Here is a 22,334-nt window from a genome sequence, read left to right on the forward strand (position 1 = left end):
CAAAACGGTACAAAACATGCGTGGTTTGTGCCATGGTCGTTGAGTTGACAGCTTCTTTAGGGGAGCTGTCAACGAATGACTACCAAATCAATTGAGTCCCTCACGCATATGATGCAATAGTAGTGGCAGCACACACGCTACACTACGAAGGGAATCATCATGGGCAACTCAACTCCGTCACCATACGTGTCATCACCGCCGATGACATCGCCGTCACCTACCGACACAGCATCATCGTCGTCGCAACGCACTAACATACAGCGACTCCATCGCATCTTGCTCGGTCAACCAGTATCAATCAGAACATATGATTTGCTTACTGACGATCATCCATATCGTTGGTTTGACAAGCGCGAACAGTTACAGTTCAAAGCATGGTTGCGAGGATTATCGTTCGTGGGTCTTCTTACCGCAGGCATGCTAGTACTGGGTTTTGTTGGAGCTATCATAGCCGGTTTTGCCTTTGCTCCCAGCGTGCTGGATGAGTCGTGGATATCGGCGCTCAATGAGGGGAGTAGACTTTCGCCAACTTCTCCGCCGATGGTGATCTCGTCTGTCGCGCAACTTCTTGCCACGATTATTGCGTACATGGTGGTCGTCAAGGTTATGGAACAGCGTCGGCATCCACTTGAACTTGCCCCAAGCCGCATGTTTGACGTAGTACGTGGAATTATCGCTGCGTTAGTATGCATCAGCGTATCCATTGGTATAATCGCACTGCTCGGTGGTTATCGCATTGTCGGATTTGACGCTACATACAGTCCGTGGATTGATCTGCTGGTTATGGGATTGGTAGCTGGTATCTCCGAAGAACTGATGATGCGCGGCATACTATTGCGGCTTATCGAAGAATGGCTAGGATCATGGGGTGCAGTAGTGATTTCCGCGCTAGTATTTGGCCTAATGCATTTGAGCAACGCGGACGGCACTCTCTGGGGCGGCATTGCTATCGCCATTGAAGCAGGTCTGTTGTTTGGCGCGATCTACTTGGCGACGCGTTCCTTGTGGTGGTGCATTGGATTCCATTTCATGTGGAATATTGCTGAAGGACCGATCTATGGCTCAGTTGTATCTGGCAATGGTGCGCAACGTTCATGGCTGGTAGCTCAGTGGAGTGGCCCAGAATGGTTGACTGGAGGAACGTTCGGTTTGGAAGCCAGTATTGTTCCCGTGATTCTGCTCGGCGGTCTCGCTATCGCACTGCTGATTCACTTGCACATGACAGGTCGAATGATAGAGCCCGCATTCATTCGCAAGCGCAAGCTCGGCGTCACTGCTTAACAATTCGCTCTGTCTAAACTGCTATTGATGTGGCTCCCCTGACAAGGGGAGCCACTTAGCGCAACTGTTATTGCAAAAGCTAACGCTGTGTTCATAGCACGCCGAAGTGCATGAGCGCGTTCATAATACCGTTATGATCAACATCATCAGTGATATAGTCTGCGGCTTCCTTTGCGGGTTTTGTAGCGTTACCCATTGCCACCCCAATACCCGCGAACTCAAGCATTGCAGCATCATTGCCACCATCACCGAACGCGATCGTCTGTTCACGTGTCCAACCATAGTGACGCATAAACCGTTTCATACCTTCCGGCTTGCCACCATTCGCTGGAATTAAATCAGTAAAGTCAGGATGCCAGCGCACACCCTTCACATTGCGACATAATGCAGTGACTTCAGCCTCTTGTTCGAGCGTAATATACGGGCTGATCTGGAATGTTTCATGCGACAACACCCGCTTATGTGGATCATCAATATACACAGTTGGTGCTGTTTTACCAAGTTGCTTCCACGTACGACGCATCGTATCAGTGATCTGATTAAAATACACGTAATCTTTCTCACAGAAATTCGCAACAACATCAGGATGCGCGTCTAACCAGCCGATCACCGTTTGAATATCATCTGAGCCTAATGACTGCTTTTCCAAAAAACCATGATCGTCAAAACAATACTGTCCGTTCAACCCAACTATTCCGTCGAAATGCACAGGAATCGTCTCTAGCACAACAGTCATATGCGACGGTGCACGTCCAGTACAAATAAAAATCTTCACTCCACGTTCTTGTAGTTTCTTCAACGCACAAATCGTCGATTCAGGCACGACATGCGTCACAAAACTCGTCAGCGTGCCATCAATATCGAAGAACGCAGCCTTTATGTTATCTCCAGACGGCAGCTGCACTGGCATAGCATGAGTAGCATCAATCGTCGTCATGGTAACCTCACGTTCATGCGAGAGAACATCGTCACTGTCCAGTGTACGGCCAGTCATCCACGCTACTTTGAACGGCACGTCGTATGATGTAAACCATTGCGACACCGTCACACTATAAGGGGAACAACATGACTGAACACATCAATGTCAGCGACGATCTGATCGCCATCCGTCACTACTTACACGAACATCCTGAACGCAGTTTTGAAGAACATCACACCACCGCATATCTCGCAAACCAACTACGTTCCCACGGCATTGACGTATTGGATACGTCGCTTGACACAGGATTAGTAGGCTTGATCGAAGGCACTCAGCCCGGACCGCGCATCGCCTTGCGCGCCGATATTGATGGCCTACCAATCCAAGAAGAAACCGGCTTGCCATTCACCTCACTCAACGAGGGGGTAATGCACGGATGCGGTCACGATCTGCATATGAGTGGACTACTCGGTGCCGCATTCTGGCTCGCTGAACATCGCGACCAGATTGCAGGCAGTATCAAAATCGTATTCCAACCAGCTGAAGAACTCGGCATCGGCGCACGTTCAGTAGTCAGCGCAGGCGTCGTAGACGATGTCGAAGCCATTATCGGCACCCATAACAACCCCAATTACGCACCCGGACAGATCGCTATTGGTCCAGAACCCATGATGGCCGGTTGCGTAAAGTTCAAAGTTACGCTGCACGCGCAAGGCACACACGCTGGATACCCACAAAAAGGAACCAGCCCAATCGAAGCACTCGCCACAATGATTCTCTCCTTGCAAACCATCGTCAGCCGCAACGTATCACCATTCCACGCAGTCGTACTCTCCATTACCGAAGTACACGGCGGACACGTGTGGAACGTCGTACCAGCTGAAGCAGGATTCCAAGGCACAGTCCGCTTCTTTGAACGCGACGACGAAACACTCGTACACCATCGATTCCTTGCCGAAGTAAACCATACAGCCGAAGCATACGGTATCGAAGCAGACGTAGATTGGCAGTGCATCCAAATGCCACTCGTCAACGATGCCGCGCTCGCTGAAGCTGTAGCTGCTGACGTACCGCAATACGCTACGCTCAAACCAATTCGCGCCAGCATGGCAGGGGAGGACTTCGTCGAATTCGGCGCCAAATCACGACTCGTGTTCGCATTCATCGGGTCAAACGGGCAACCACATTGCGCCGACTGGCATAGCCCACACTTTATCGGACTAGATGAAGCAGTCAAACCAACTGTTGAATTCTACGTCAACGCGGCACTACGCGTCCTTAACGAACTGCAATAACCGAACTCACTGCGTGCGGCACGCCAATACATGTGTCTTACACAGCACACGTCACAAAAGCGGCGGTCGCACGCATTACACTAGGATGCCATGACACAGATTCGTTTCGCACTCGCCCAAATCGACACCTGCGTAGGAGACCTCGACGCCAACGCCGACAAAATCATCCAATACACGCATCTCGCCGCAAAAGAACACGCACAAGTAGTCGTGTTCCCAGAGATGACCCTCACCGGATACCCAATCGAAGATCTCGCATTACGCCGCACCTTCCGCCAAGCCGCATGGGACAAAGCCAACTGGCTCGCCACCGAACTCGAAGCAGACGGACTCGGCGACCTCTATGTGGCAGTCGGCACCGTTGGCACCGATCACGCATCCGATAAACCACGCAACCGCATGGTAGTCCTCCATGACGGAACCGTGTGGGCTGGATACGACAAACACTTCCTACCCAACTACGGCGTATTCGACGAGTTCCGTATTTTCGCAGCTGGAGATCGCTGCGTAGTACTCGACGTCAACAATGTACACATCGGAGTCGCAATCTGCGAAGACATTTGGCAAGACGGCGGTCCAGTCGCCGAACTCGCCAAACACAATATCGACGTCCTGATGACGATGAACGGCTCACCATACGAAGAAGGCAAAACACACGTACGCCACGAATTAGCCGTACGTCGCGCCGCCGAAGTCCACGCACCAGTCATCTACGTCAACCAAGTCGGAGGCCAAGACGACCTCGTCTTCGACGGCGGCAGCTTCGTCATAGACGCAGACGGAACCATGCTCGTGCGCTCGCCGATGTTCATGGAGCATCTTGACTTCTTTGATCTCAACACTGAAGCAGAGCATCAAGAAGTCGGCTCGATTGTACCGGTAATGGACGCGGATGAGGAAGTGTATACCGCTTGTGTGCTTGGTCTTAAAGATTACATGGCTAAGAACCATTTCCGCGGTGTATGTCTTGGCTTGTCGGGTGGTATTGACTCCGCGCTCGTTGCAGCAATGGCCGCTGATGCGGTAGGCGGTGCTAACGTGCAGGGTATTTCCATGCCGAGCATGTACTCGTCGGATGGTTCTAAGGATGATGCTGCCGACTTGGCTGCTAATATTGGCGCGAAATACGATATTCAGCCTATCGAACCATTGTTTAACGCGTACCAGAATCAATTGCATCTCGAAGGTGTTGCAGCCGAAAATCTGCAAGCTCGTATCCGCGGCGTTATTGTCATGGCATACTCAAACTCGAAGGGTCTACTGGCTGTAGCCACAGGCAACAAGTCTGAACTCGCTTGCGGATATTCAACGATTTACGGTGACGCAGTCGGCGGTTATGCGCCGATCAAAGATTTGCTCAAGACACGCGTATGGGAATTGGCTCGTTGGCGTAACCGTGCAGCCGCCGCTGGCATGGGTATTGGCGGGCTACATATCGTTGGTAACGAGCAGGGTGATGCTGGAACACCGTTGAAACACGGCGTAATGATTCCGGTGAGCTCAATTGAAAAAGCACCGAGTGCAGAATTACGCCCCGGGCAGAAAGATTCCGATTCCCTGCCTGAATACGCACTGCTTGACAAGGTGCTCGCTGCATATATTGAGCATGCTCACGGCCGTGCCGATCTGCTCGCAGACGGATTCGATGAGCACACGGTCGACACGGTGATGCGGCTTGTTGATCGTGCCGAATGGAAGCGTCGTCAGTATCCGCTCGGCCCGAAAGTCACCGCACTTGCGTTCGGTCGTGATCGTCGCCTTCCAGTGACGAACGCGTTCCGCGAGTAGTCGGTAAGCATTCTGCGCCTCACAGAAGAATATCAAGAGTTTCGTTGATCGTAAGGGGAGAATCATGGATGACAAACAGTGGTATTTCAATACTGTCACGGAACAGCCAGAACTAGGCAAGCTCTCACCGATCGGACAACGTATGGGACCGTACAAAACGAAACAAGACGCGTTGGACGCGTGGAAAATCGTCAAGGAGCGCAACACTGTGTGGGATGAACAGACTCGCGAATGGAATAAATGGGGCGACAAAAGTGCTGTGAGCGGCGACGATTCGCGGTCGTAAACGTATACGCTATACGCACGCCGATTGATATGGAAGCGCTGAAATTGATTTGTGAGCGATCACGAATAATGTGATATACCTCACTGTTAATTTCAGCGCTTTTTCAGATTTGTTCAACTACAATTCATAACTGAACATAAGCAACGACAAGGAAGCGTTGCACCGCCCCGACACCAAGGAGTGACATGACAGCAGTTGAGAACGTAGTCTCTCAGGAAGAGCTCGAAGCGAAGGCTTGGGCTGGATTCACCGAGGGCAACTGGCAGAAAGATATTGACGTACGCGACTTCATTCAGAAGAACTACACTCCGTACACTGGCGATGAGTCGTTCCTTGCGAACGCCACCGAGAAGACTAAGCACCTGTGGAAGTATCTCGACGACAACTATCTGGCGGTCGAGCGTAAGCAGCGTGTCTACGACGTGGATACTCATACGCCGGCTGATATCGACGCTTTCCCGGCTGGCTACATTGAGTCTCCGGAGATTGACAACGTGATTGTCGGCCTGCAGACCGATGAGCCATGCAAGCGTGCTATGATGCCGAACGGTGGCTGGCGTATGGTCGAACAGGCTATCAAGGAAGCTGGCAAGGAACCAGATCCGGAGATTAAGAAGATCTTCACCAAGTACCGCAAGACCCACAATGACGGCGTGTTCGGCGTCTACACCAAGCAGATCAAGATCGCTCGTCACAACAAGATTCTCACTGGTCTGCCGGATGCTTACGGCCGTGGCCGTATTATCGGCGATTACCGCCGCGTTGCTCTCTACGGCGTCAACACGCTGATCAAGTTCAAGCAGCGCGACAAGGATTCCGTACCGTACCGCAACGACTTCACTGAGCCGGAGATCGAGCACTGGATTCGTTTCCGTGAGGAGCACGACGAGCAGATCAAGGCTTTGAAGAAGCTCATCAACCTCGGCAATGAGTACGGCCTCGACCTGTCCCGTCCGGCACAAACCGCACAGGAAGCCGTGCAGTGGACGTACATGGGCTACCTCGCCTCCGTTAAGAGCCAAGACGGTGCAGCTATGTCGTTCGGCCGCAACTCCGCGTTCTTCGACTGCTACATTCAGCGTGACCTTGACAACGGTACGCTCGATGAGACTGGTGCTCAGGAGCTTATCGACAATATCGTCATGAAGTTGCGTATCGTGCGCTTCCTGCGTACTAAGGACTACGACAACATCTTCTCCGGTGACCCGTACTGGGCAACTTGGTCTGACGCTGGCTTTGCTGACGACGGTCGCCCGATGGTTACTAAGACTTCGTTCCGTCTGCTCAACACGCTGACCCTTGAGCACCTTGGACCTGGCCCGGAGCCGAACATCACGATTTTCTGGGACCCGAAGCTGCCAGAAGGTTACAAGCGTTTCTGTGCCAAGATTTCCATCGACACCTCGGCAATCCAGTACGAGTCCGATAAGGAAATCCGCTCTCACTGGGGCGATGATGCAGCTATCGCTTGCTGCGTGTCCCCGATGCGTGTTGGCAAGCAGATGCAGTTCTTCGCTGCCCGCGTCAACTCCGCTAAGGCTCTGCTGTACGCAATCAACGGTGGTCGCGACGAGATGACCGGCATGCAGGTTATTGACAAGGGCGTGATCGAACCGATCGCTCCTGAAGCTGACGGCACGCTCGACTACGAGAAGGTCAAGGCCAACTATGAGAAGGCTCTCGAATGGCTGTCCGAGACCTACGTCGAAGCGCTGAACATCATCCACTACATGCACGATAAGTACGCGTACGAGTCCATCGAGATGGCGTTGCACGACAAGGAAGTGTACCGTACTCTCGGTTGCGGTATGTCGGGCCTGTCTATCGCTGCTGATTCGCTATCCGCAGTCAAGTACGCTAAGGTGTACCCGATCTACAACAAGGATGCTAAGGACCTGCCCGGTCACGAGTACGAGTATGTTGAGGGTGCTGCGGACGATCTGGTTGTCGGTTACCGTACTGAAGGCGACTTCCCGGTCTACGGTAACGATGATGATCGTGCCGACGACATCGCCAAGTGGGTTGTTTCCACGGTTATGGGTCAGGTCAAGCGCCTGCCGGTCTACCGTGGTGCTGTACCGACTCAGTCCATCCTGACGATCACCTCCAACGTGGAATACGGTAAGAACACTGGTTCCTTCCCATCCCGCCACAAGAAGGGCACTCCGTACGCTCCAGGTGCAAACCCGGAGAACGGCATGGACTCCCACGGCATGCTCCCGTCAATGTTCTCTGTCGGCAAGATTGATTACAACGACGCACTGGATGGCATTTCGCTGACGAACACCATCACTCCTGACGGTCTTGGCCGCGATGAGGATGAGCGTGTTTCCAACCTCGTTGGCATTCTTGACGCTGGTAACGGCCACGGTCTGTACCACGCGAACATCAACGTGCTGCGCAAGGAGCAGCTGGAAGATGCTGTCGAGCATCCGGAAAAGTACCCGCATCTGACTGTGCGCGTCTCCGGCTACGCGGTGAACTTCGTCAAGCTCACCAAGGAACAGCAGCTCGACGTGATCTCCCGTACGTTCCATCAGGGTGCAGTCACTGCGTGACGCAACTTGAAACCGTAACAATACGCGGTAACTAGATGAAGGGGCGGGATACATACTCCCGCCCCTTTTGTATGGCCACCGCACATATGTGTGCGACATGTGCATATACTATGCGGCTTGAGAATTTGAGGAGGACAATGATGCCCGAGATCACCACACAATTTCGTACTACAACCCGACACATGCTCAGGGAGTCGAAGACGTACGCGTCACAGACACTCATGGGTGGGTTATCCGGTTTTGAATCGCCGATTGGTCTTGACCGTCGCGATCGCATTGCTGCACTCAAAACCGGCGATATCGGATTTGTGCATTCGTGGGACATCAACACCTCCGTCGACGGGCCAGGCACGCGCATGACGGTTTTCATGAGCGGTTGCCCATTGCGATGCCAATATTGTCAGAATCCGGACACGTGGAAAATGCGCGACGGCCAGCCGGTGTATTTGGATGCGATGATCAAAAAAGTTGAACGATACGCTGATCTGTTCAAAGCTACGCATGGTGGCATCACGTTCTCTGGTGGTGAGTCGATGATGCAACCAGCATTCGTTTCGCGCGTATTCCGTGCAGCGAAAGAAATGGGCGTGCATACATGTCTTGACACGTCTGGTTTTCTCAACACGAACTACACCGATGAAATGATTGATGATATTGACTTGTGTTTGCTGGACGTCAAATCCGGCGATGAGGAAACATATCACAAAGTTACCGGTGGCCTACTGCAACCGACTATCGATTTTGGTCATCGTCTTGCGAAGGCTGGTAAGAAGATTTGGGTGCGGTTTGTGCTTGTACCGGGACTCACCTCGTCTGAAGACAATGTTGACAATGTGGCGAAAATCTGTGCATCGTTTGGCGACGCGGTTGAGCATGTTGACGTGCTCGGTTTCCACCAGCTTGGCCGGCCGAAGTGGCATGAGTTACGTATCCCGTATCCGCTCGAAGATCAGAAAGGCCCGAGCGCCGCGCTCAAAAAGCGTGTCGTCGAACAATTTGAGTCATACGGACTGACCGTGTACTAGTGGCGTGGTTTCCCTCGTCATAGGGGCTCTCAGCGAAGCTGACTGTTCCCCTGTTCTCGGCTCCCCTTGCCAGGGGAGCTGTCAGCGCAGCTGACTGAGGGGTAGTTACACTTTCGGAACATTCCAAGGGTGTGACTACCCCTCAGTCGTCTACGACGACAGGCCGTCCTGCAATTAAGGACGTGCTTCGCGCGCAGTTTACTAGCTCGTCTGTCGGCGAGCACGTTGCCTACGAATCTTTTTGCGTTTATACGCGTGGCTATGTCGCGTACAGCGCTCAACGTGCCGTAGCCTTGAACTATGGCTGAAATCTTCGCATTTCCGGAGGACGGCCGGACGGCGACGATGCCGGATTGCGCCGTCGCATCGTCCAGTCGGCCACACGACGTGCCTGACAACGTATGGCATGCCGTGGAGTCAGTGCGTGCAATGAAGCGCATACCTGGCGTACAGTATCGTGAGATGTCTGTTCCGCTGGATGATGCTGACTATGGTATTGGCGTGTCGCTCGTGTGCAATGGTGCTGATAGTGCGCATGTATACGGCTGGATTACGATTCTTCGCGAACGAGCAACACAACGTCATAGGCATACACAATGGCGTTGTGTTGCGTTCGCGCGTATACCGTTACATCCTGTTGAGGATAATGATTCTGCACCGAATATGATCTGGGATGATGTGCTTGCCACTCTCTCAAATGTGGCTGTGAACGGCAGCAATACTATTGCCAACAAAGGGAGCGACATTGCTGGGCCACGCGGCACAGTGACAATTACTCATGACGTTGCTTTCGGCATATCAGCACCAGATGTAGCAGCCGGTTGCGAGATACGGGTATCATGGACGCCGCTTGAACATGCAGGTGTATTGGATGCTGGCAAACAGGTAAACGCATGGGCTCAGTTTGTCGCATCTGCCGTCCAAAGGGAGGAAGCGTTCCATTGACCGAGGAACCGAGGTTGCAGTCTCAACCACGCGGCGGCGTGCCGGACGTCACGTCAACAATCGCCGGATATCGTGCGGTATGTGAACGATTGGCATCTGCCTCGGGTTCGCTAGCAGCTGATGCAGAGCGGGCCTCCGGTTTTCGTTATGGTCATGAGGATTGGCTTATCCAGTTTAAACGCGAGGGAGCTGGCATTGTATTGCTCGACCCGATCGCGTTGAATACGCTCGGTGTCGATTGGAGTGAATTCAATGATGCAGTGCGTGATGCAACGTGGATTATTCATGACTCACTGCAAGATTTGCCAGGATTTGCCGATCTAGGCTTGAAGCCTGCCGCACTGTTCGACACTGAAATCGCTGCACGATTGCTTGGCATGCACCGTTTTGGATTAGCAGCCGTCACAGAGCATTATCTCGGCATTACGTTAGCTAAAGAGCATTCTGCAGCAGACTGGTCGTACCGGCCATTGCCACGTGACTGGCGCAATTATGCAGCACTCGATGTTGAACTGCTTATCGAACTTGAACAACTGATGCGTGCCGATTTGAAAGCACATGGCAAAGAGGAATGGGCGGAGGAAGAATTCGCCCACGCGCTAGCTGAGGGAATGGGACCGCGTAAAGCTCACCCTGTGCCGTGGATGCGTATTTCTCATATCAGTACGCTCAGTCGTGACCGTCAGGGTCTTGCTATAGCAAAAGCATTGTGGGAAGAACGTGATCGACTCGCTCGTCGATACGATATTTCATCAATGTTGTTACTTACCGACGCGTCTATCATTGAAGCAGCAGTGAAAAAGCCACGTAATGCGCGCGAGTTTCGTATGATTCGCAGCCTTAACGAACGTGTACGCATGACAACTGGCAGCGAGCAAGACAAAATGTTTGAACGCTACGCGCCGATTCAGCGTAAAGTCAAACCTTCTATTTGGCGTGAGACTATTCGTCAAGCGCTTGCCTTGAAACCAGCACAGTGGCCAACGTTTGCCGCGCCTCCATCAGATGAAAGTAGCGGTAGCGGTCCGCGTTCACTTAAAGTCTGGGCAGAGCGACATCCTGAACGATATGAGCGATTGCAACGGGTGCGTCAAGTCATCAATCAGATCGCTGAAGACACGCGCACACCACCGGAAATCATTATTAAGCCGCAGATTATTCGCAGCTTATGTTGGAGCGAAGATCCCGCTTCAATGGATGTTGCCGAATTTCTCTCACAGCAAGGTGCGCGCGATTGGCAAGTCCATTTAGTTGCGGCGTCCGTGAGTAGGGTTATCATATAACGGTTGCCTATTATGGCAGAACTATGACAGTAACGAATGTTCAGGAGCGTTAAGCGTGAAGATCAGCGTCAGGAACCTCGAACCCACTAAGGTGAAGCTCACCATCACCGTTGAGCCGGAGGAGTTCAACCCCTTCCTCGATCAGGCCCGTAAGGAGATCGGCAAGCAGGTGAATATCCCCGGCTTCCGTAAGGGTCACGTGCCCGGCAAGATCATTGACCAGCGCATCGGCTTTGCAGCCGTTGCTGGCGAAGCTGTGAACAACGGCGTGCCGGAGCTGTACTCTCAGGCCCTCGATGAGAAGAAGATTCGTCCGATGGCCCAGCCGGAGATCGACGTGCAGGAAGTGCCGTCTTCTGCTAAGGATGAGACTAAGCTCAAGTTTGTTGCCACCGTGGAGCGTCGCCCCGACATCGAACTGCCGGAGCTCGAAGGTCTGACCATTGACGTGGCCAAGCCGGAAGTTACCGACGAAGACGTGGCAAAGCGTCTCGAGACCCTGCGTCAGCGTTTCGGCACCCTCGTGGGTGTTGACCGCCCGGCAAGCAAGGGTGATTTCGCCAACATTGATCTGACTGCCGAGATCGACGGTGAGACTGTTGAATCTCAGGAAGGCGTGAGCTACGAGCTCGGTTCCAACACCATGCTCGATGGTCTTGATGAGGCTCTCGATGGCCTGTCCGCCGGCGAAGAAACCACCTTCGAAGGCACGCTGGAAGCCGGCGAGCACGAAGGCCAGAAGGCTCAGGTCAAGGTGAAGGTCAACACCGTTAAGGCTGAGGAACTGCCGGAGCTGAACGACGACTTCGCTCAGGATGCTTCCGAGTTCGACACGCTGGACGAGCTCAAGGCTGATATTCGCAAGCAGATCGAGCAGGATAGCGAAGCCCGTCAGGCCACCGAGGCTCGCGACGCTTTCCTCGCCAAGCTGGCTGAAGGCGTTGAAATCCCTGTGCCGGCTGGCGTGAAGGCCGACGCTGTGACCGAGCACCTCAAGTCTTTGACTGCCGATCCGGAGAAGGCCACCGACGAGCAGAAGGCTCAGGCCGAGGAAGCTGCTGAGAAGGAACTCAAGGATCAGATCCTGCTCGACACCCTCGCTGAGAAGCTCGACGTCAAGGTGTCTCAGTCCGACGTGTTCAACTTCCTCGCTTCCATCGCTCAGCAGTACGGCATGGACCCGAACGCGTTTATCAACGCAATCGTGAAGAACGGTCAGCTCGGCTCTGCTGTGGCTGAGGTCGGTCGTTCCAAGGGTCTGCTCGCTGGTATGCGCGCGGTGTCCTTCACTTCCGCTGGTGAACCGCTCGATCTGAGCAAGTTCCTCGGTGATGATGAGGCTGCTGAAGATGCTGCCGAGAACGAAAGCGTTGAAGCCGCTTCCGCTGCTGCCGCTGTCGCCGACGAGCTCGCTGCAGATAAGGCTGCTGAAGCTCCGGCTGAGAACGCTGAGTGAGCGTATGCCCATGATGCTGGCGGAATAACCGGCAACGGAAACATGGTATAGGGTAACGTGATGATCAGGCTTGGAATCTACGGGTTCCAAGCCTGATTTGTTTTATGCTGTTATGAGAAATGCATGAGAGAACAGCACTGTTCGTGAAGTGAGTTGGAGAAGTGCGATGGGTGAGCAGCAGAAAGTAGACAATCGGCGATTGTGGTGGATGGCAGCGGCGATTCTCGTACTTGGTGCGATTATTGGCGCTGGAGCCGGATTACTCACCCTATTGCTGTACGGCGTCGAACAGCTCATGCTCGGTTATATTGAAGGCGCTACTGCGCCCGGTCCATTTGCAGTGCCAGGCGTGCGCCGTGCGATTTCCATGACGGTGGGACTTTCCTTTGCTGGCGTGGTCTGGTGGTTGCTGCGCACGAAAACCACGAAGGTGCCTTCTGTTAAAAAGGCGGTTGCAGGGGAGCGCATGCCGTGGTGGCAGACGCTTGTGCACGTGTGTTTGCAGATCGTCATCGTTGGCTCTGGTGCGTCGATTGGTCGTGAAGTGGCTCCGCGTGAACTTGGTGCGATGCTCGCTCAACGATTTGCTGACCTGTTCCGACTTGATGCTGTCGATCGGCGGGTGGTTGTCGCGGTTGCGGCTGGCGCTGGCTTGGGCGGCGTCTATAACGCGCCGTTTGCTGGCATGTTTTTCGCCGTGGAGATTTTGCTGGCTGATGTGGCGATTGAACGTGTTGGTTTTGGTCTTGGCATGTCGGCGGTGGCTGCGTTCGTAGCGGCGTCGATTAAGGGCCGGCATGTGTTTTATGACATTGCGTTGATGCAGAATTCGTTGACGCCAACGATTATGCTTGCGGCGTTGCTGATTGGCGCAGCGTGTGGCGTGGTTGGCGCGTGGTTTCGTCGCGGTTCGACGTGGGCGCAATCGCATCAGCCAAGTGGTACAGCCATCTTATGGCAAATGCCATTAGCCGGTGTGATTACCGGTGTGATTGCTATTGGTTTGCCGCAGATTATGGGCAACGGTCGTGCCGCTGCGCAACTTGGGTTGAGTACGGTATCGCTGATGTCGGATGGCAGTCCGAGCATGAATGCGGCGGTGAGTGTGGAACAATCTGTTGGCGCGGGGGAGATGCCAGTTTCACCGTGGACACTGTTGGGATTGTCCGATCGGCAGTCTCAACTGACGATCGTGCTACTGGTTTTAGCGGTGACGTTCGTTGCAAAAGCCGTGGCTACATTGATCACGATTCGCTCCGGCGCGTCCGGTGGCGTGCTTCAGCCCGGTATTGCGCTCGGTTCCACGCTTGGCGCGATGATCGGCGTACTGTGGACGCTCGCATTCCCTGCCGACTCGGTGACCGCCTGTGCGCTGATCGGTGCTGCCTCACTCTTGAGTGCCTCTCAACAAGCCCCGCTCATGGCTATGTGTCTCGTCCTAGAACTCACCGCCGCCCCCAGCGCCTTCTACGTGCCCGTTGCCCTTGGCGTTGCCGTCTCAGTGCTCGTCTCTAAACGAATCCTCAGTCAAGCAAGTAGTGAAAGGCGGAGTGATTCCGGTAGAGTGGGGGAGATGCGTATTGTGATGGAACGTGGGAAAGGGCAAGCATGATCACTGGAGCTGCGAAAAGTAAGGTTGATGATATTTGGCAGCGCATGTGGGAAGGCGGCATCACTAATCCGCTTGAAGTGATCAGTCAGCTCACGTATCTCATGTTCATGAAGTCGCTTGACGATAAGGAACTTGCGGCTGAGCAGATGGCACAGTTAACCGGTGTGCCTGCTGCAAAACTTACGTTCCCGCAGACGCCTGAGGGTCAGGAGTTGCGATGGAGCAGGTTCAAGAACGAACCTGCCGAACAAATGTTCGCTACTGTTTCGCAAAAGGTGTTTCCGTTCCTGAAGACCTTGCACACCGGCAACGCGTTCGCGGAAAGCATGGAGGATGCGTCGTTTGGGTTCAATAAGCCGAAAACGTTGGAACGAGCGGTGAGTGGCATTGATGATCTATTGACGAACGTGGTCAAAGATCAGGATGATTTGGGTGACTTGTATGAATACATGTTGAGCAAACTCAATACTGCAGGCGCGAACGGCCAGTTCCGCACGCCTAAGCATATTCGCGATCTCATGGTCGGCTTGCTTGATCCCAAACCCGGCCAGCTGATCGGTGATCCGGCATGCGGTACGGCTGGTTTTTTGATTTCCGCCGCCGAATCGATTCGCGCACATTACGGCGACGCGATGAACGCCGATGAGTGGAATCTGTTCGAGGGTGAACAGTTCACCGGATTCGATACCGATCAGACGATGGTGCGTATTTCCGCGATGAACCTGCTACTGCACGGCGTGGAAAACCCTGATGTGCGTAACCAAGACAGTCTGTCGAGACTGAATACGATTCGTGACCGATTCGACGTGATATTGGCAAACCCGCCATTCACCGGGTCGCTGGACGTGGAAGATATCGATGATTCGTTGAAGGCGATTGTTGAAACCAAACAGACGGAGCTCTTGTTCGTGGCACTGTTCCTGCGCATGCTGAAGCTCGGTGGCCGTTGCGCGTGCATCGTGCCGAACGGCGTGCTCTTCCGTTCCAATGCGAAAGCGTATCGTGAGCTGCGTCGCGAACTGGTGGACCATCAGCGGTTGGAAGCGATCATCTACATGCCGTCGGGCGTATTCAAACCGTATTCGGGTGTGAGCACCGCGATTCTCGTGTTCACGAAAACCGATGCGCCGAACAGCACCGATAAAGTGTGGCTGTACAACATGGAGCATGACGGCTTCACGCTGGACGACAAGCGTGATGAGGACGTGAGCCACAACGATATTCCGGATATTCTCGAACGCTGGTCGCACTTGGATGCAGAGAACTCGCGCGAGCGCAACGAGCAGAGCTTCTTCGTCACCCGTGACGACATCGCCGAACAGGATTACGACTTCAGCTTCAACAAGTACGTGAAGGTCGAATACGAGAAGAAGGAATATCCGCCAACCAGCCAGCTCATGGCCGAACTACGCGAGTTGAACGATAAGTTCGTGAGCGGACTTAACACCCTCGACGCCATGCTCGCCAAGGATGGTGAGTGATGGGGAAACGACTTCTCAAAGAGATAAGCAACATTACATATGGCTATGCGTTTGATTCAAAACGCTTTGCTTTAGACTCGTCAGCTGGTTTGCCGGTTATTCGTATTCGTGATCTTAAGCAAGGTAAATCAAATACCTATACCGATGAGCAGTGTGATGATAAATATCATATTTATAATGGCGATCTTCTTATCGGCATGGATGGTGAATTCAATATTGTTGAATGGCATGGCGGACATGCACTACTTAATCAACGAGTCTGCAAAATCGAATCATGTACTGACGAGTTACTTCAATCTTTTTTATCATATAGCCTTTCAGGCGAATTGAAGCATATTGAATCGCAAACATCCTATGTTACGGTTAAGCATCTGTCTGCAAAGGTGCTGAATAACATTACGATATCATTGCCGTCTCTTATAGAGCAACGGAAGATTATTAATGTTTTAACAACGGTTAATAATGAAATTACCTTCGCCAAGCAGATGCTCGCCAAAGCCGACGAACTCATCCAATCCCGCTTCGTCGAGATGTTTGGCGATATTCAAGAGCGAACAACAGTGACGCATTACGTGAAGAGTTTTTCATCTGGGAAAAGTCTCGCAAGTAAAGAGCGTTGCATCAATCTTGTCTTGAAAACCAGTGCCGTGGCGTCGAATACTTTCGATGAAACGCAGGTCAAATATTTGCCTTTCGATTATGTTCCGAATCCTGACCATGAGATCAAACATGGTGATGTGATCATCAATCGAAAGAACACGGTTCAATTGGTGGGATCTACTGGATACGTGTGGCAATATCCGAAGAATATGTATCTATCAGATTTGCTATGGAAAGCCAATCTCGATGAGACTACGTGTAATCCTATCTTCCTTTGGCAGTTGCTGGTGAATCGTTCTGTGCATCGTCGGATTAGTGCGATGGCGACTGGTGCGAATAGCAGCATGGCCAACATCACCAAACCGAATTTGATGCAATTGCCAGTTGTGTTGGTGCCCCTTGCCCTCCAAAACGAGTTCGCCGAATTCGTCACGCAGGTTGAATCACTCAAGGCCACCGCCCGCCAGCAGCTCGACCGTCTCAACACCCTCTACGAGAGCCTAGCCCAACGCTACTTCGCCGAATAGCAACAGTGGTGTCGCTTCCATGTTTACGGGAACGATGGTCGACGCCACAGTAATAGTTATCAGAGTTTTGACGGCTTCCATGCAAGCAGCTGTTTGGCTTTGTCTTTGTCGTTGATATGACGCGAAATGGTGTAGTCCAAATCTGCATCAAGTTGATATTTCCAAGTGACCTCGGGGAAACGCGCCTGTGCTGTTTTCAGAGCATGTATCAGGAGCTCATTTTGTGTTGCGTCGATAAGCTCGTTGTCTATTCTTTCGTACTTGCCCGTACGAATCCGATAGTATGATGATCTAGTACAAGGGAGTCTCGCATCGAGCCAAGAGGAGGGGTGACATGCCGATTGTAAGCATGTTCTTCGGCATCATCGTTCGCATGTATGCCGATGATCACAATCCGCCACATATGCATGTGGAATACCAAGGGTCAAAAGCTGTGTACTCGTTGGACGGTGAGCTTCTTTCCGGTGAGCTGCCTCGTAAGCAGCATCGACTGGTGCAGGCATGGGCAGTGATTCACGAAGAAGAATTGCAGGCTTCTTGGGAAGTGTGCCATGAAGGAGAACAGCCCATGCGAATCGAACCATTGCGATAGGAGCGGAGTCATGTCATTCCTTGATTATCTGTGTGAGGTAACCGAAGTGAAACCGTTGGACGGCTACAAGCTCCGTGTGACATGTTCGGATGGCGCTTCAGGAATCTTCGATATGACGAAATATCTCGATCAAGGTGCATTCCAAGCATTGCGAAATCCTAGCCTGTTCCGCAGTGTGCGGCTTGTCGCTGGTGCCCCGACTTGGTCAAACGGCATAGACATAGCACCCGAACGAATTCGCTCGGATATGAAGGTTGCCTAGAACAACCTTTTCGATCTGCATCATCGTGCGGAAAACAATGTGCCACGAATGACACAGGCAAAGGAGTCGGGTGATGGCCAATTTCTCGTTCCTCAGCGGACAAAGCAATTATGAGATGTTCGCCGAGGCGTGTCTGGAAGCGGAACGGGCGATGTCGCTGTCGCCCACCATCAGCGCATTGGCGGCTCGCCGCGCATTCGAGCTCGCCGTCAAATGGGTATACGCCGCCGACGACACCATCAAGCCACCATACAAAGACAACCTGCAATCCCTCGTCCACGAACCCACCTTCCGTGACGCACTGATGGACAATCGCCTGTGGGAATCACTGCAATACATTATTAAAGCCGGCAACATGGCCGCCCATCGCAACGCACAGCTCAAACCAGAGGACGCGATCTTCTCCCTGCAAATCCTCTTCCACTTCATCCAATGGATCGACTACAGCTACGGCCGACACTATACGAAACGCACCTTCGACCCCAGACAAGTACCCGCCGTCAACCATGCGCTCGCAGCCAAACAACGCAAAGCCCAGGAAGACGCCGCGCGCAAGGAATACGAGGCACAACTCGGTGAGCAGACCGCGCACATCGCACAACTCGAAAAGCGAATCCGCGCGTTAAGCGACCAGCTGGCCGCCCGCAAGGCCGAACAGCCGGCCATGCCGCAGCTTTCCGCCGACGAGTACAGCGAATACGAGACGCGCAAACGGTTCATCGACCTTGACCTGCAATTGGTCGGCTGGAACATGCAGCGCGACGTCATCGAAGAGTATCCGGTCACCGGTATGGAAGGAAATCCGGGACAACAAGGTCGCATCGATTACCTACTCAACGGACGCGACGGCAAACCACTCGCCATCATCGAAGCCAAACGCACCTCATACGAACCAACAAAAGGATTGCAACAAGCACGCCTCTACGCAGACTGTCTCGAACAACAATGCGGATACCGTCCAATCATCTTCCTATCCAACGGATACCGTACCTACCTAGTGGACGATACCAACGGTTCCACCCGTCCAGTCGGCATCGTTTTCGCACAAGACGATCTGCAACGCATCATCAACCGTCGACACGAAGCAATCAACCCATCCACCGTTGCCGTCAACCAGAGTGTCGCCGGCGGAAAAGGACGATATTACCAGCTTGAAGCCATCCAAGCCGTATGCGACAACCTCAACCAAGGGCAACGTCGCAGCCTACTCGTCATGGCAACCGGAACCGGTAAAACACGCGTCTCCGCAGCACTCGCCGACGTACTCATGCGCGCAAAACTCGTCAAAAACATGCTCTTCCTGGCAGACCGTGTCGAACTCGTCTCCCAAGCAAAAAGTGCATACGGTGAATACTATCCCGACTGGTCCCTATGCAACTTATGCGAGAACAAACACGATACAGATGCGCGCGTGGTCTTTTCCACCTACCAGACCATGATCAACGCTATAGACACGGAAGCCGGAGCGGACGGCAAACCTGTGTTCTCGTCCGGACACTTCGATCTGATCATCGTGGACGAAGCCCACCGGTCGATCTTCAAGAAATACCGGGTGATCTTCGAGCATTTCGACGCGATTATGGTCGGGCTCACCGCCACGCCGCGCAACGAAGTGGATCGCAATACCTACGATTTCTTCCAAGTGCAACACGGCGTACCCACCTACGTATACGAGTACGCGACCGCACTCAAAGACCACGTACTCGTGCCGTATCACAACATCGAAGCCAAAACCAAATTCATCGACGAAGGCATCACCTACGACGAACTATCCGACAGCGATAAAGAACGCTACGAAGAAGACTTCGGCGACCCTGATTCCGACAACGGAACTGGCGACATACCCGATCACATTGACGCAGCTGCAATCAATACTTACGTGATGAACCCAGCCACCGTCGACACCGTACTCCAAGACCTCCACGATCACGGCATCCGTACCGACGGCGGCGAACGACTCGGCAAAACCATCATCTTCGCAGCCAACCAACCGCATGCCCGTTATATCGTCGAACGGTATGCACAACTCTATCCGAAGGAATCATCCAACGGATTCATCAAAGCCGTACTGCACAGCGAGGATTATGCGCATAGCATCATCGCCGAATTCAAACACAAACCGAATCCGGTCATCACCGTATCCGTCGACATGATGGACACTGGCGTCGACGTGCCAGAAGTCGTCAACCTCGTCTTCTTCAAAAAAGTGCGCTCCAAAATCAAATTCTGGCAGATGATCGGCCGCGGCACCAGACTGTGCCCTGACCTCGACTGCGTGGACGGCGACGAGGAATATTTCGGCAAACAATACTTCACAATCTTCGACTACTGCGGCAACTTCGCATTCTTCCGCGAACAAACCAACACAGTCGACGACAAACCAGTCGCAACAGTGAGCGAACGTATCTTCGCGCGCAAAGCCGAACTCATCCACGCCTTCCAAACCAGTGCATACGCAGACAATCAACAAATTATGCAATGGCGAAACTCACTCGTCAACGATCTGCACGCACAAATCAACTCATGGGATACCACCAAAGCTGCTGTACGACTCAAACGCGAATACGTCGAACGATACCGAGAAACTGACGCATTCACCTCGCTCACTGAACTCAACGTACGCGAACTCACCACAGAACTCGCCCCGTTAGCCCACTACGACGAAACCGACGTATATGCGCTACGATTCGACGCACTCATGTACGGATTCATGGTCGCAAGCGCAACCGGACGCTCTGCTGCCGCATATCCGACACAGATCCGGGCGCTCGCCGTTCGATTGAACGAGCGCATGACCATACCACAAGTGTATGAGCACAAAGAGCTTATCAGTTCAATTGTGCACGATCACTCATACCTTCAAGGGCTGAGCGTGGTTGAGTTGGAACAGGTGCGCGTACAGTTACGTGATCTCATTCGGTTTATTGTAGATGCGAATGCGCGCAAGATTATTGTTACTAATCTGACTGACCCGCTTATTGAACGTACTGAAAATCAGCCATTCGATATTACCGAACATTATGAAGATTACAAGCTCAAAGTCAACCGCTATGTTAATGAGCATCGCGATGACACGGTTATTCTCAAGTTGCGGCACAATAAGCCGTTGGATGAGCATGATTATAGTGAGCTTGAACGCATTCTCGTCCATGAGCTTGGGTCGCGTGTTGAATATGAGACGTCATACGGACCGATACCATTCGGTTTACTGGTACGGCGTATTGCCAAGCTTGACCATGATGCGGCAATGGATGCGTTCGCTGACTTCATTAACACTCACACACTCAATCAAGAGCAGATCGGCTTCTTGCATAAGGTTATTGATTATATAGAACGCAACGGGTATCTTGAGCCTGAGCAGCTGACGAAACCACCGTTCGACCGGCCAAGGCAGTTGTTCCAAATGTTCGACTCGTCGCAGGCAATGGACTTAGTGCTGTGCATCAGACGTGTTCGAGCCAATGCTATGCCGCCAGCTGCGCGAGGATGAGTCGAGTGGCAGCTAGATTAAGAAGTATGTGAAAACGCGGACAATTTGGCTGTAATGCCGACGCTATGACACATGATGGGGGTACTTGTTACAGTGGCAAGATGAGCAGAGAAGACTCTTCTGCGAGTCCGAAAGAAAACAACGCTGAATAAGCGTGTGTGCCCTGAACTTCGTCTCGCTCATAGCGATGTTAATAATGTGAGTGGCTTGCATAGTGTCTTTATGGCAGTATGTAAGCACGATGGTCAGCATGTTTTAACTTTTGTTGGATATGCTAGCTAACACTACAAGTCACAAATAGGGAGGGTACTATGAGCATAGTTGATGTTGGTGTGCGTTTGGAGCGTGCACCGCATAGGTTGACGGCACAGCAGGCACGCGCGGAATTGGATAGGTTGCGTGCATTGTTCCCCGCGAAGTCCGCGATTGCGGCTATGGGGCCGGATGATGTAAAGCGGGAGCTGGCGAAGCGTGATTAAGGTAGTCGCGGATACTAATTTTCTGCTTGACGTCATGGTGCCTAGTCGTCCGCTTGCTGATGCTGCGGCGAGTGTGTTTGACGCGTTGAATGCTGACCGTGTGGCGGTTGCTGTTTGTGCGGGTAGTCTCAAGGATGCGTATTATATTGCGCGTCGTGAGTGCACAGAAGAAGGTAACCGTGCGTGGTTGAACTTGTTTCTTGATCGTTTTGACGTGTTCCCAATTGATTCGTTGTTGTGCCGTGCGGCGTTGGCTTCGGATGAACCGGATTTTGAAGATGGGTTGATTCGTGTGTGCGCTGAATGGTGGGAGGCTGACTATATCGTGAGTCGTGACCGTAAGGCGTTCGTTAATTCCAAGGTACCACGTATCGAGTCGCCTGACTTGTTGCGCGTGCTTGGTTGGTAGATCGCGTGCTGTTTGTAACACGTCAGTATATGTTCGCTAGCTGTGT

At 52.7% G+C, this 22,334-nt stretch carries 18 protein-coding genes; 17 read left to right on the forward strand and 1 reads right to left on the reverse strand.

Features of this window, described 5'->3' with window-relative positions; genetic code table 11:
- The first annotated feature begins 159 nt into the window (after positions 1-159).
- Positions 160-1,281 carry a CPBP family intramembrane glutamic endopeptidase gene (locus tag BHAP_RS06435; RefSeq protein ID WP_094729911.1) on the forward strand — a complete coding sequence of 374 codons (1,122 nt, stop codon included), beginning with the start codon at positions 160-162 and terminating at the stop codon, positions 1,279-1,281.
- A gap of 91 nt (positions 1,282-1,372) precedes the next feature.
- On the opposite strand, the gene BHAP_RS06440 is transcribed toward BHAP_RS06435, so the two are convergent.
- Positions 1,373-2,191 (reverse strand): Cof-type HAD-IIB family hydrolase, encoded by an 819-nt coding sequence (locus BHAP_RS06440; protein ID WP_169713182.1) that lies wholly within the window; start codon positions 2,189-2,191, stop codon positions 1,373-1,375.
- Positions 2,192-2,346: 155 nt separating this feature from the next.
- On the opposite strand from BHAP_RS06440, the gene BHAP_RS06445 reads away from it, so the two are divergent.
- From BHAP_RS06445 to BHAP_RS06515, 16 genes are all read left to right on the forward strand, one after another.
- Complete coding sequence (locus BHAP_RS06445; protein ID WP_094729912.1) at positions 2,347-3,495, forward strand: M20 metallopeptidase family protein; 1,149 nt, start codon at positions 2,347-2,349, stop codon at positions 3,493-3,495.
- A gap of 90 nt (positions 3,496-3,585) precedes the next feature.
- On the forward strand, positions 3,586-5,283 hold the full coding sequence (locus tag BHAP_RS06450; protein ID WP_094729913.1) for an NAD+ synthase: 1,698 nt from the start codon (positions 3,586-3,588) through the stop codon (positions 5,281-5,283).
- A gap of 64 nt (positions 5,284-5,347) precedes the next feature.
- Positions 5,348-5,569 carry a hypothetical protein gene (locus tag BHAP_RS06455; RefSeq protein ID WP_094729914.1) on the forward strand — a complete coding sequence of 74 codons (222 nt, stop codon included), beginning with the start codon at positions 5,348-5,350 and terminating at the stop codon, positions 5,567-5,569.
- Between the two features lie 185 nt (positions 5,570-5,754).
- Positions 5,755-8,127, forward strand: a complete 2,373-nt coding sequence (gene pflB, locus BHAP_RS06460) for a formate C-acetyltransferase (RefSeq protein WP_094729915.1) — start codon at positions 5,755-5,757, stop codon at positions 8,125-8,127.
- Positions 8,128-8,267: 140 nt separating this feature from the next.
- Positions 8,268-9,152: a pyruvate formate-lyase-activating protein gene (pflA, locus tag BHAP_RS06465; RefSeq protein WP_094730018.1), complete on the forward strand. Its 885-nt coding sequence runs from the start codon at positions 8,268-8,270 to the stop codon at positions 9,150-9,152.
- A gap of 300 nt (positions 9,153-9,452) precedes the next feature.
- Positions 9,453-10,097: a DUF3000 family protein gene (locus BHAP_RS06470; protein WP_244569324.1), complete on the forward strand. Its 645-nt coding sequence runs from the start codon at positions 9,453-9,455 to the stop codon at positions 10,095-10,097.
- On the forward strand, positions 10,046-11,380 hold the full coding sequence (locus BHAP_RS06475) for an HRDC domain-containing protein (protein ID WP_169713178.1): 1,335 nt from the start codon (positions 10,046-10,048) through the stop codon (positions 11,378-11,380). Before BHAP_RS06470 ends, BHAP_RS06475 begins: the two co-directional genes overlap by 52 nt.
- 55 nt (positions 11,381-11,435) lie before the next feature.
- On the forward strand, positions 11,436-12,836 hold the full coding sequence (gene tig, locus BHAP_RS06480; protein WP_094729917.1) for a trigger factor: 1,401 nt from the start codon (positions 11,436-11,438) through the stop codon (positions 12,834-12,836).
- Positions 12,837-13,002: 166 nt separating this feature from the next.
- A complete protein-coding gene (locus BHAP_RS06485; protein ID WP_094729918.1) occupies positions 13,003-14,448 on the forward strand; it encodes a chloride channel protein in 1,446 nt (481 codons plus the stop codon).
- On the forward strand, positions 14,445-15,929 hold the full coding sequence (locus BHAP_RS06490) for a type I restriction-modification system subunit M (RefSeq protein WP_094729919.1): 1,485 nt from the start codon (positions 14,445-14,447) through the stop codon (positions 15,927-15,929). Before BHAP_RS06485 ends, BHAP_RS06490 begins: the two co-directional genes overlap by 4 nt.
- The gene (locus BHAP_RS06495) at positions 15,929-17,056 is read left to right on the forward strand and encodes a restriction endonuclease subunit S (RefSeq protein WP_094729920.1); all 1,128 of its coding nucleotides are present in this window, start codon (positions 15,929-15,931) and stop codon (positions 17,054-17,056) included. The genes BHAP_RS06490 and BHAP_RS06495 overlap by 1 nt, the downstream gene beginning before the upstream one ends.
- Before the next feature lie 334 nt (positions 17,057-17,390).
- Positions 17,391-17,648, forward strand: a complete 258-nt coding sequence (locus BHAP_RS06500) for a DUF4160 domain-containing protein (RefSeq protein ID WP_094729921.1) — start codon at positions 17,391-17,393, stop codon at positions 17,646-17,648.
- A 10-nt stretch (positions 17,649-17,658) separates the two neighbouring features.
- Positions 17,659-17,910 carry a DUF2442 domain-containing protein gene (locus tag BHAP_RS06505; RefSeq protein WP_094729922.1) on the forward strand — a complete coding sequence of 84 codons (252 nt, stop codon included), beginning with the start codon at positions 17,659-17,661 and terminating at the stop codon, positions 17,908-17,910.
- A 73-nt stretch (positions 17,911-17,983) separates the two neighbouring features.
- Positions 17,984-21,400, forward strand: coding sequence for a DEAD/DEAH box helicase family protein (locus BHAP_RS06510; protein WP_211279698.1), 3,417 nt, complete (start codon positions 17,984-17,986; stop codon positions 21,398-21,400).
- Between the two features lie 311 nt (positions 21,401-21,711).
- The gene (locus tag BHAP_RS11640; RefSeq protein WP_158216446.1) at positions 21,712-21,879 is read left to right on the forward strand and encodes a hypothetical protein; all 168 of its coding nucleotides are present in this window, start codon (positions 21,712-21,714) and stop codon (positions 21,877-21,879) included.
- Positions 21,872-22,288 carry a PIN domain-containing protein gene (locus BHAP_RS06515; protein ID WP_143248752.1) on the forward strand — a complete coding sequence of 139 codons (417 nt, stop codon included), beginning with the start codon at positions 21,872-21,874 and terminating at the stop codon, positions 22,286-22,288. Before BHAP_RS11640 ends, BHAP_RS06515 begins: the two co-directional genes overlap by 8 nt.
- The last annotated feature ends 46 nt before the right edge of the window (positions 22,289-22,334 follow it).

This window comes from Bifidobacterium hapali (genome assembly GCF_002259755.1).
Lineage (GTDB): Bacteria > Actinomycetota > Actinomycetes > Actinomycetales > Bifidobacteriaceae > Bifidobacterium > Bifidobacterium hapali.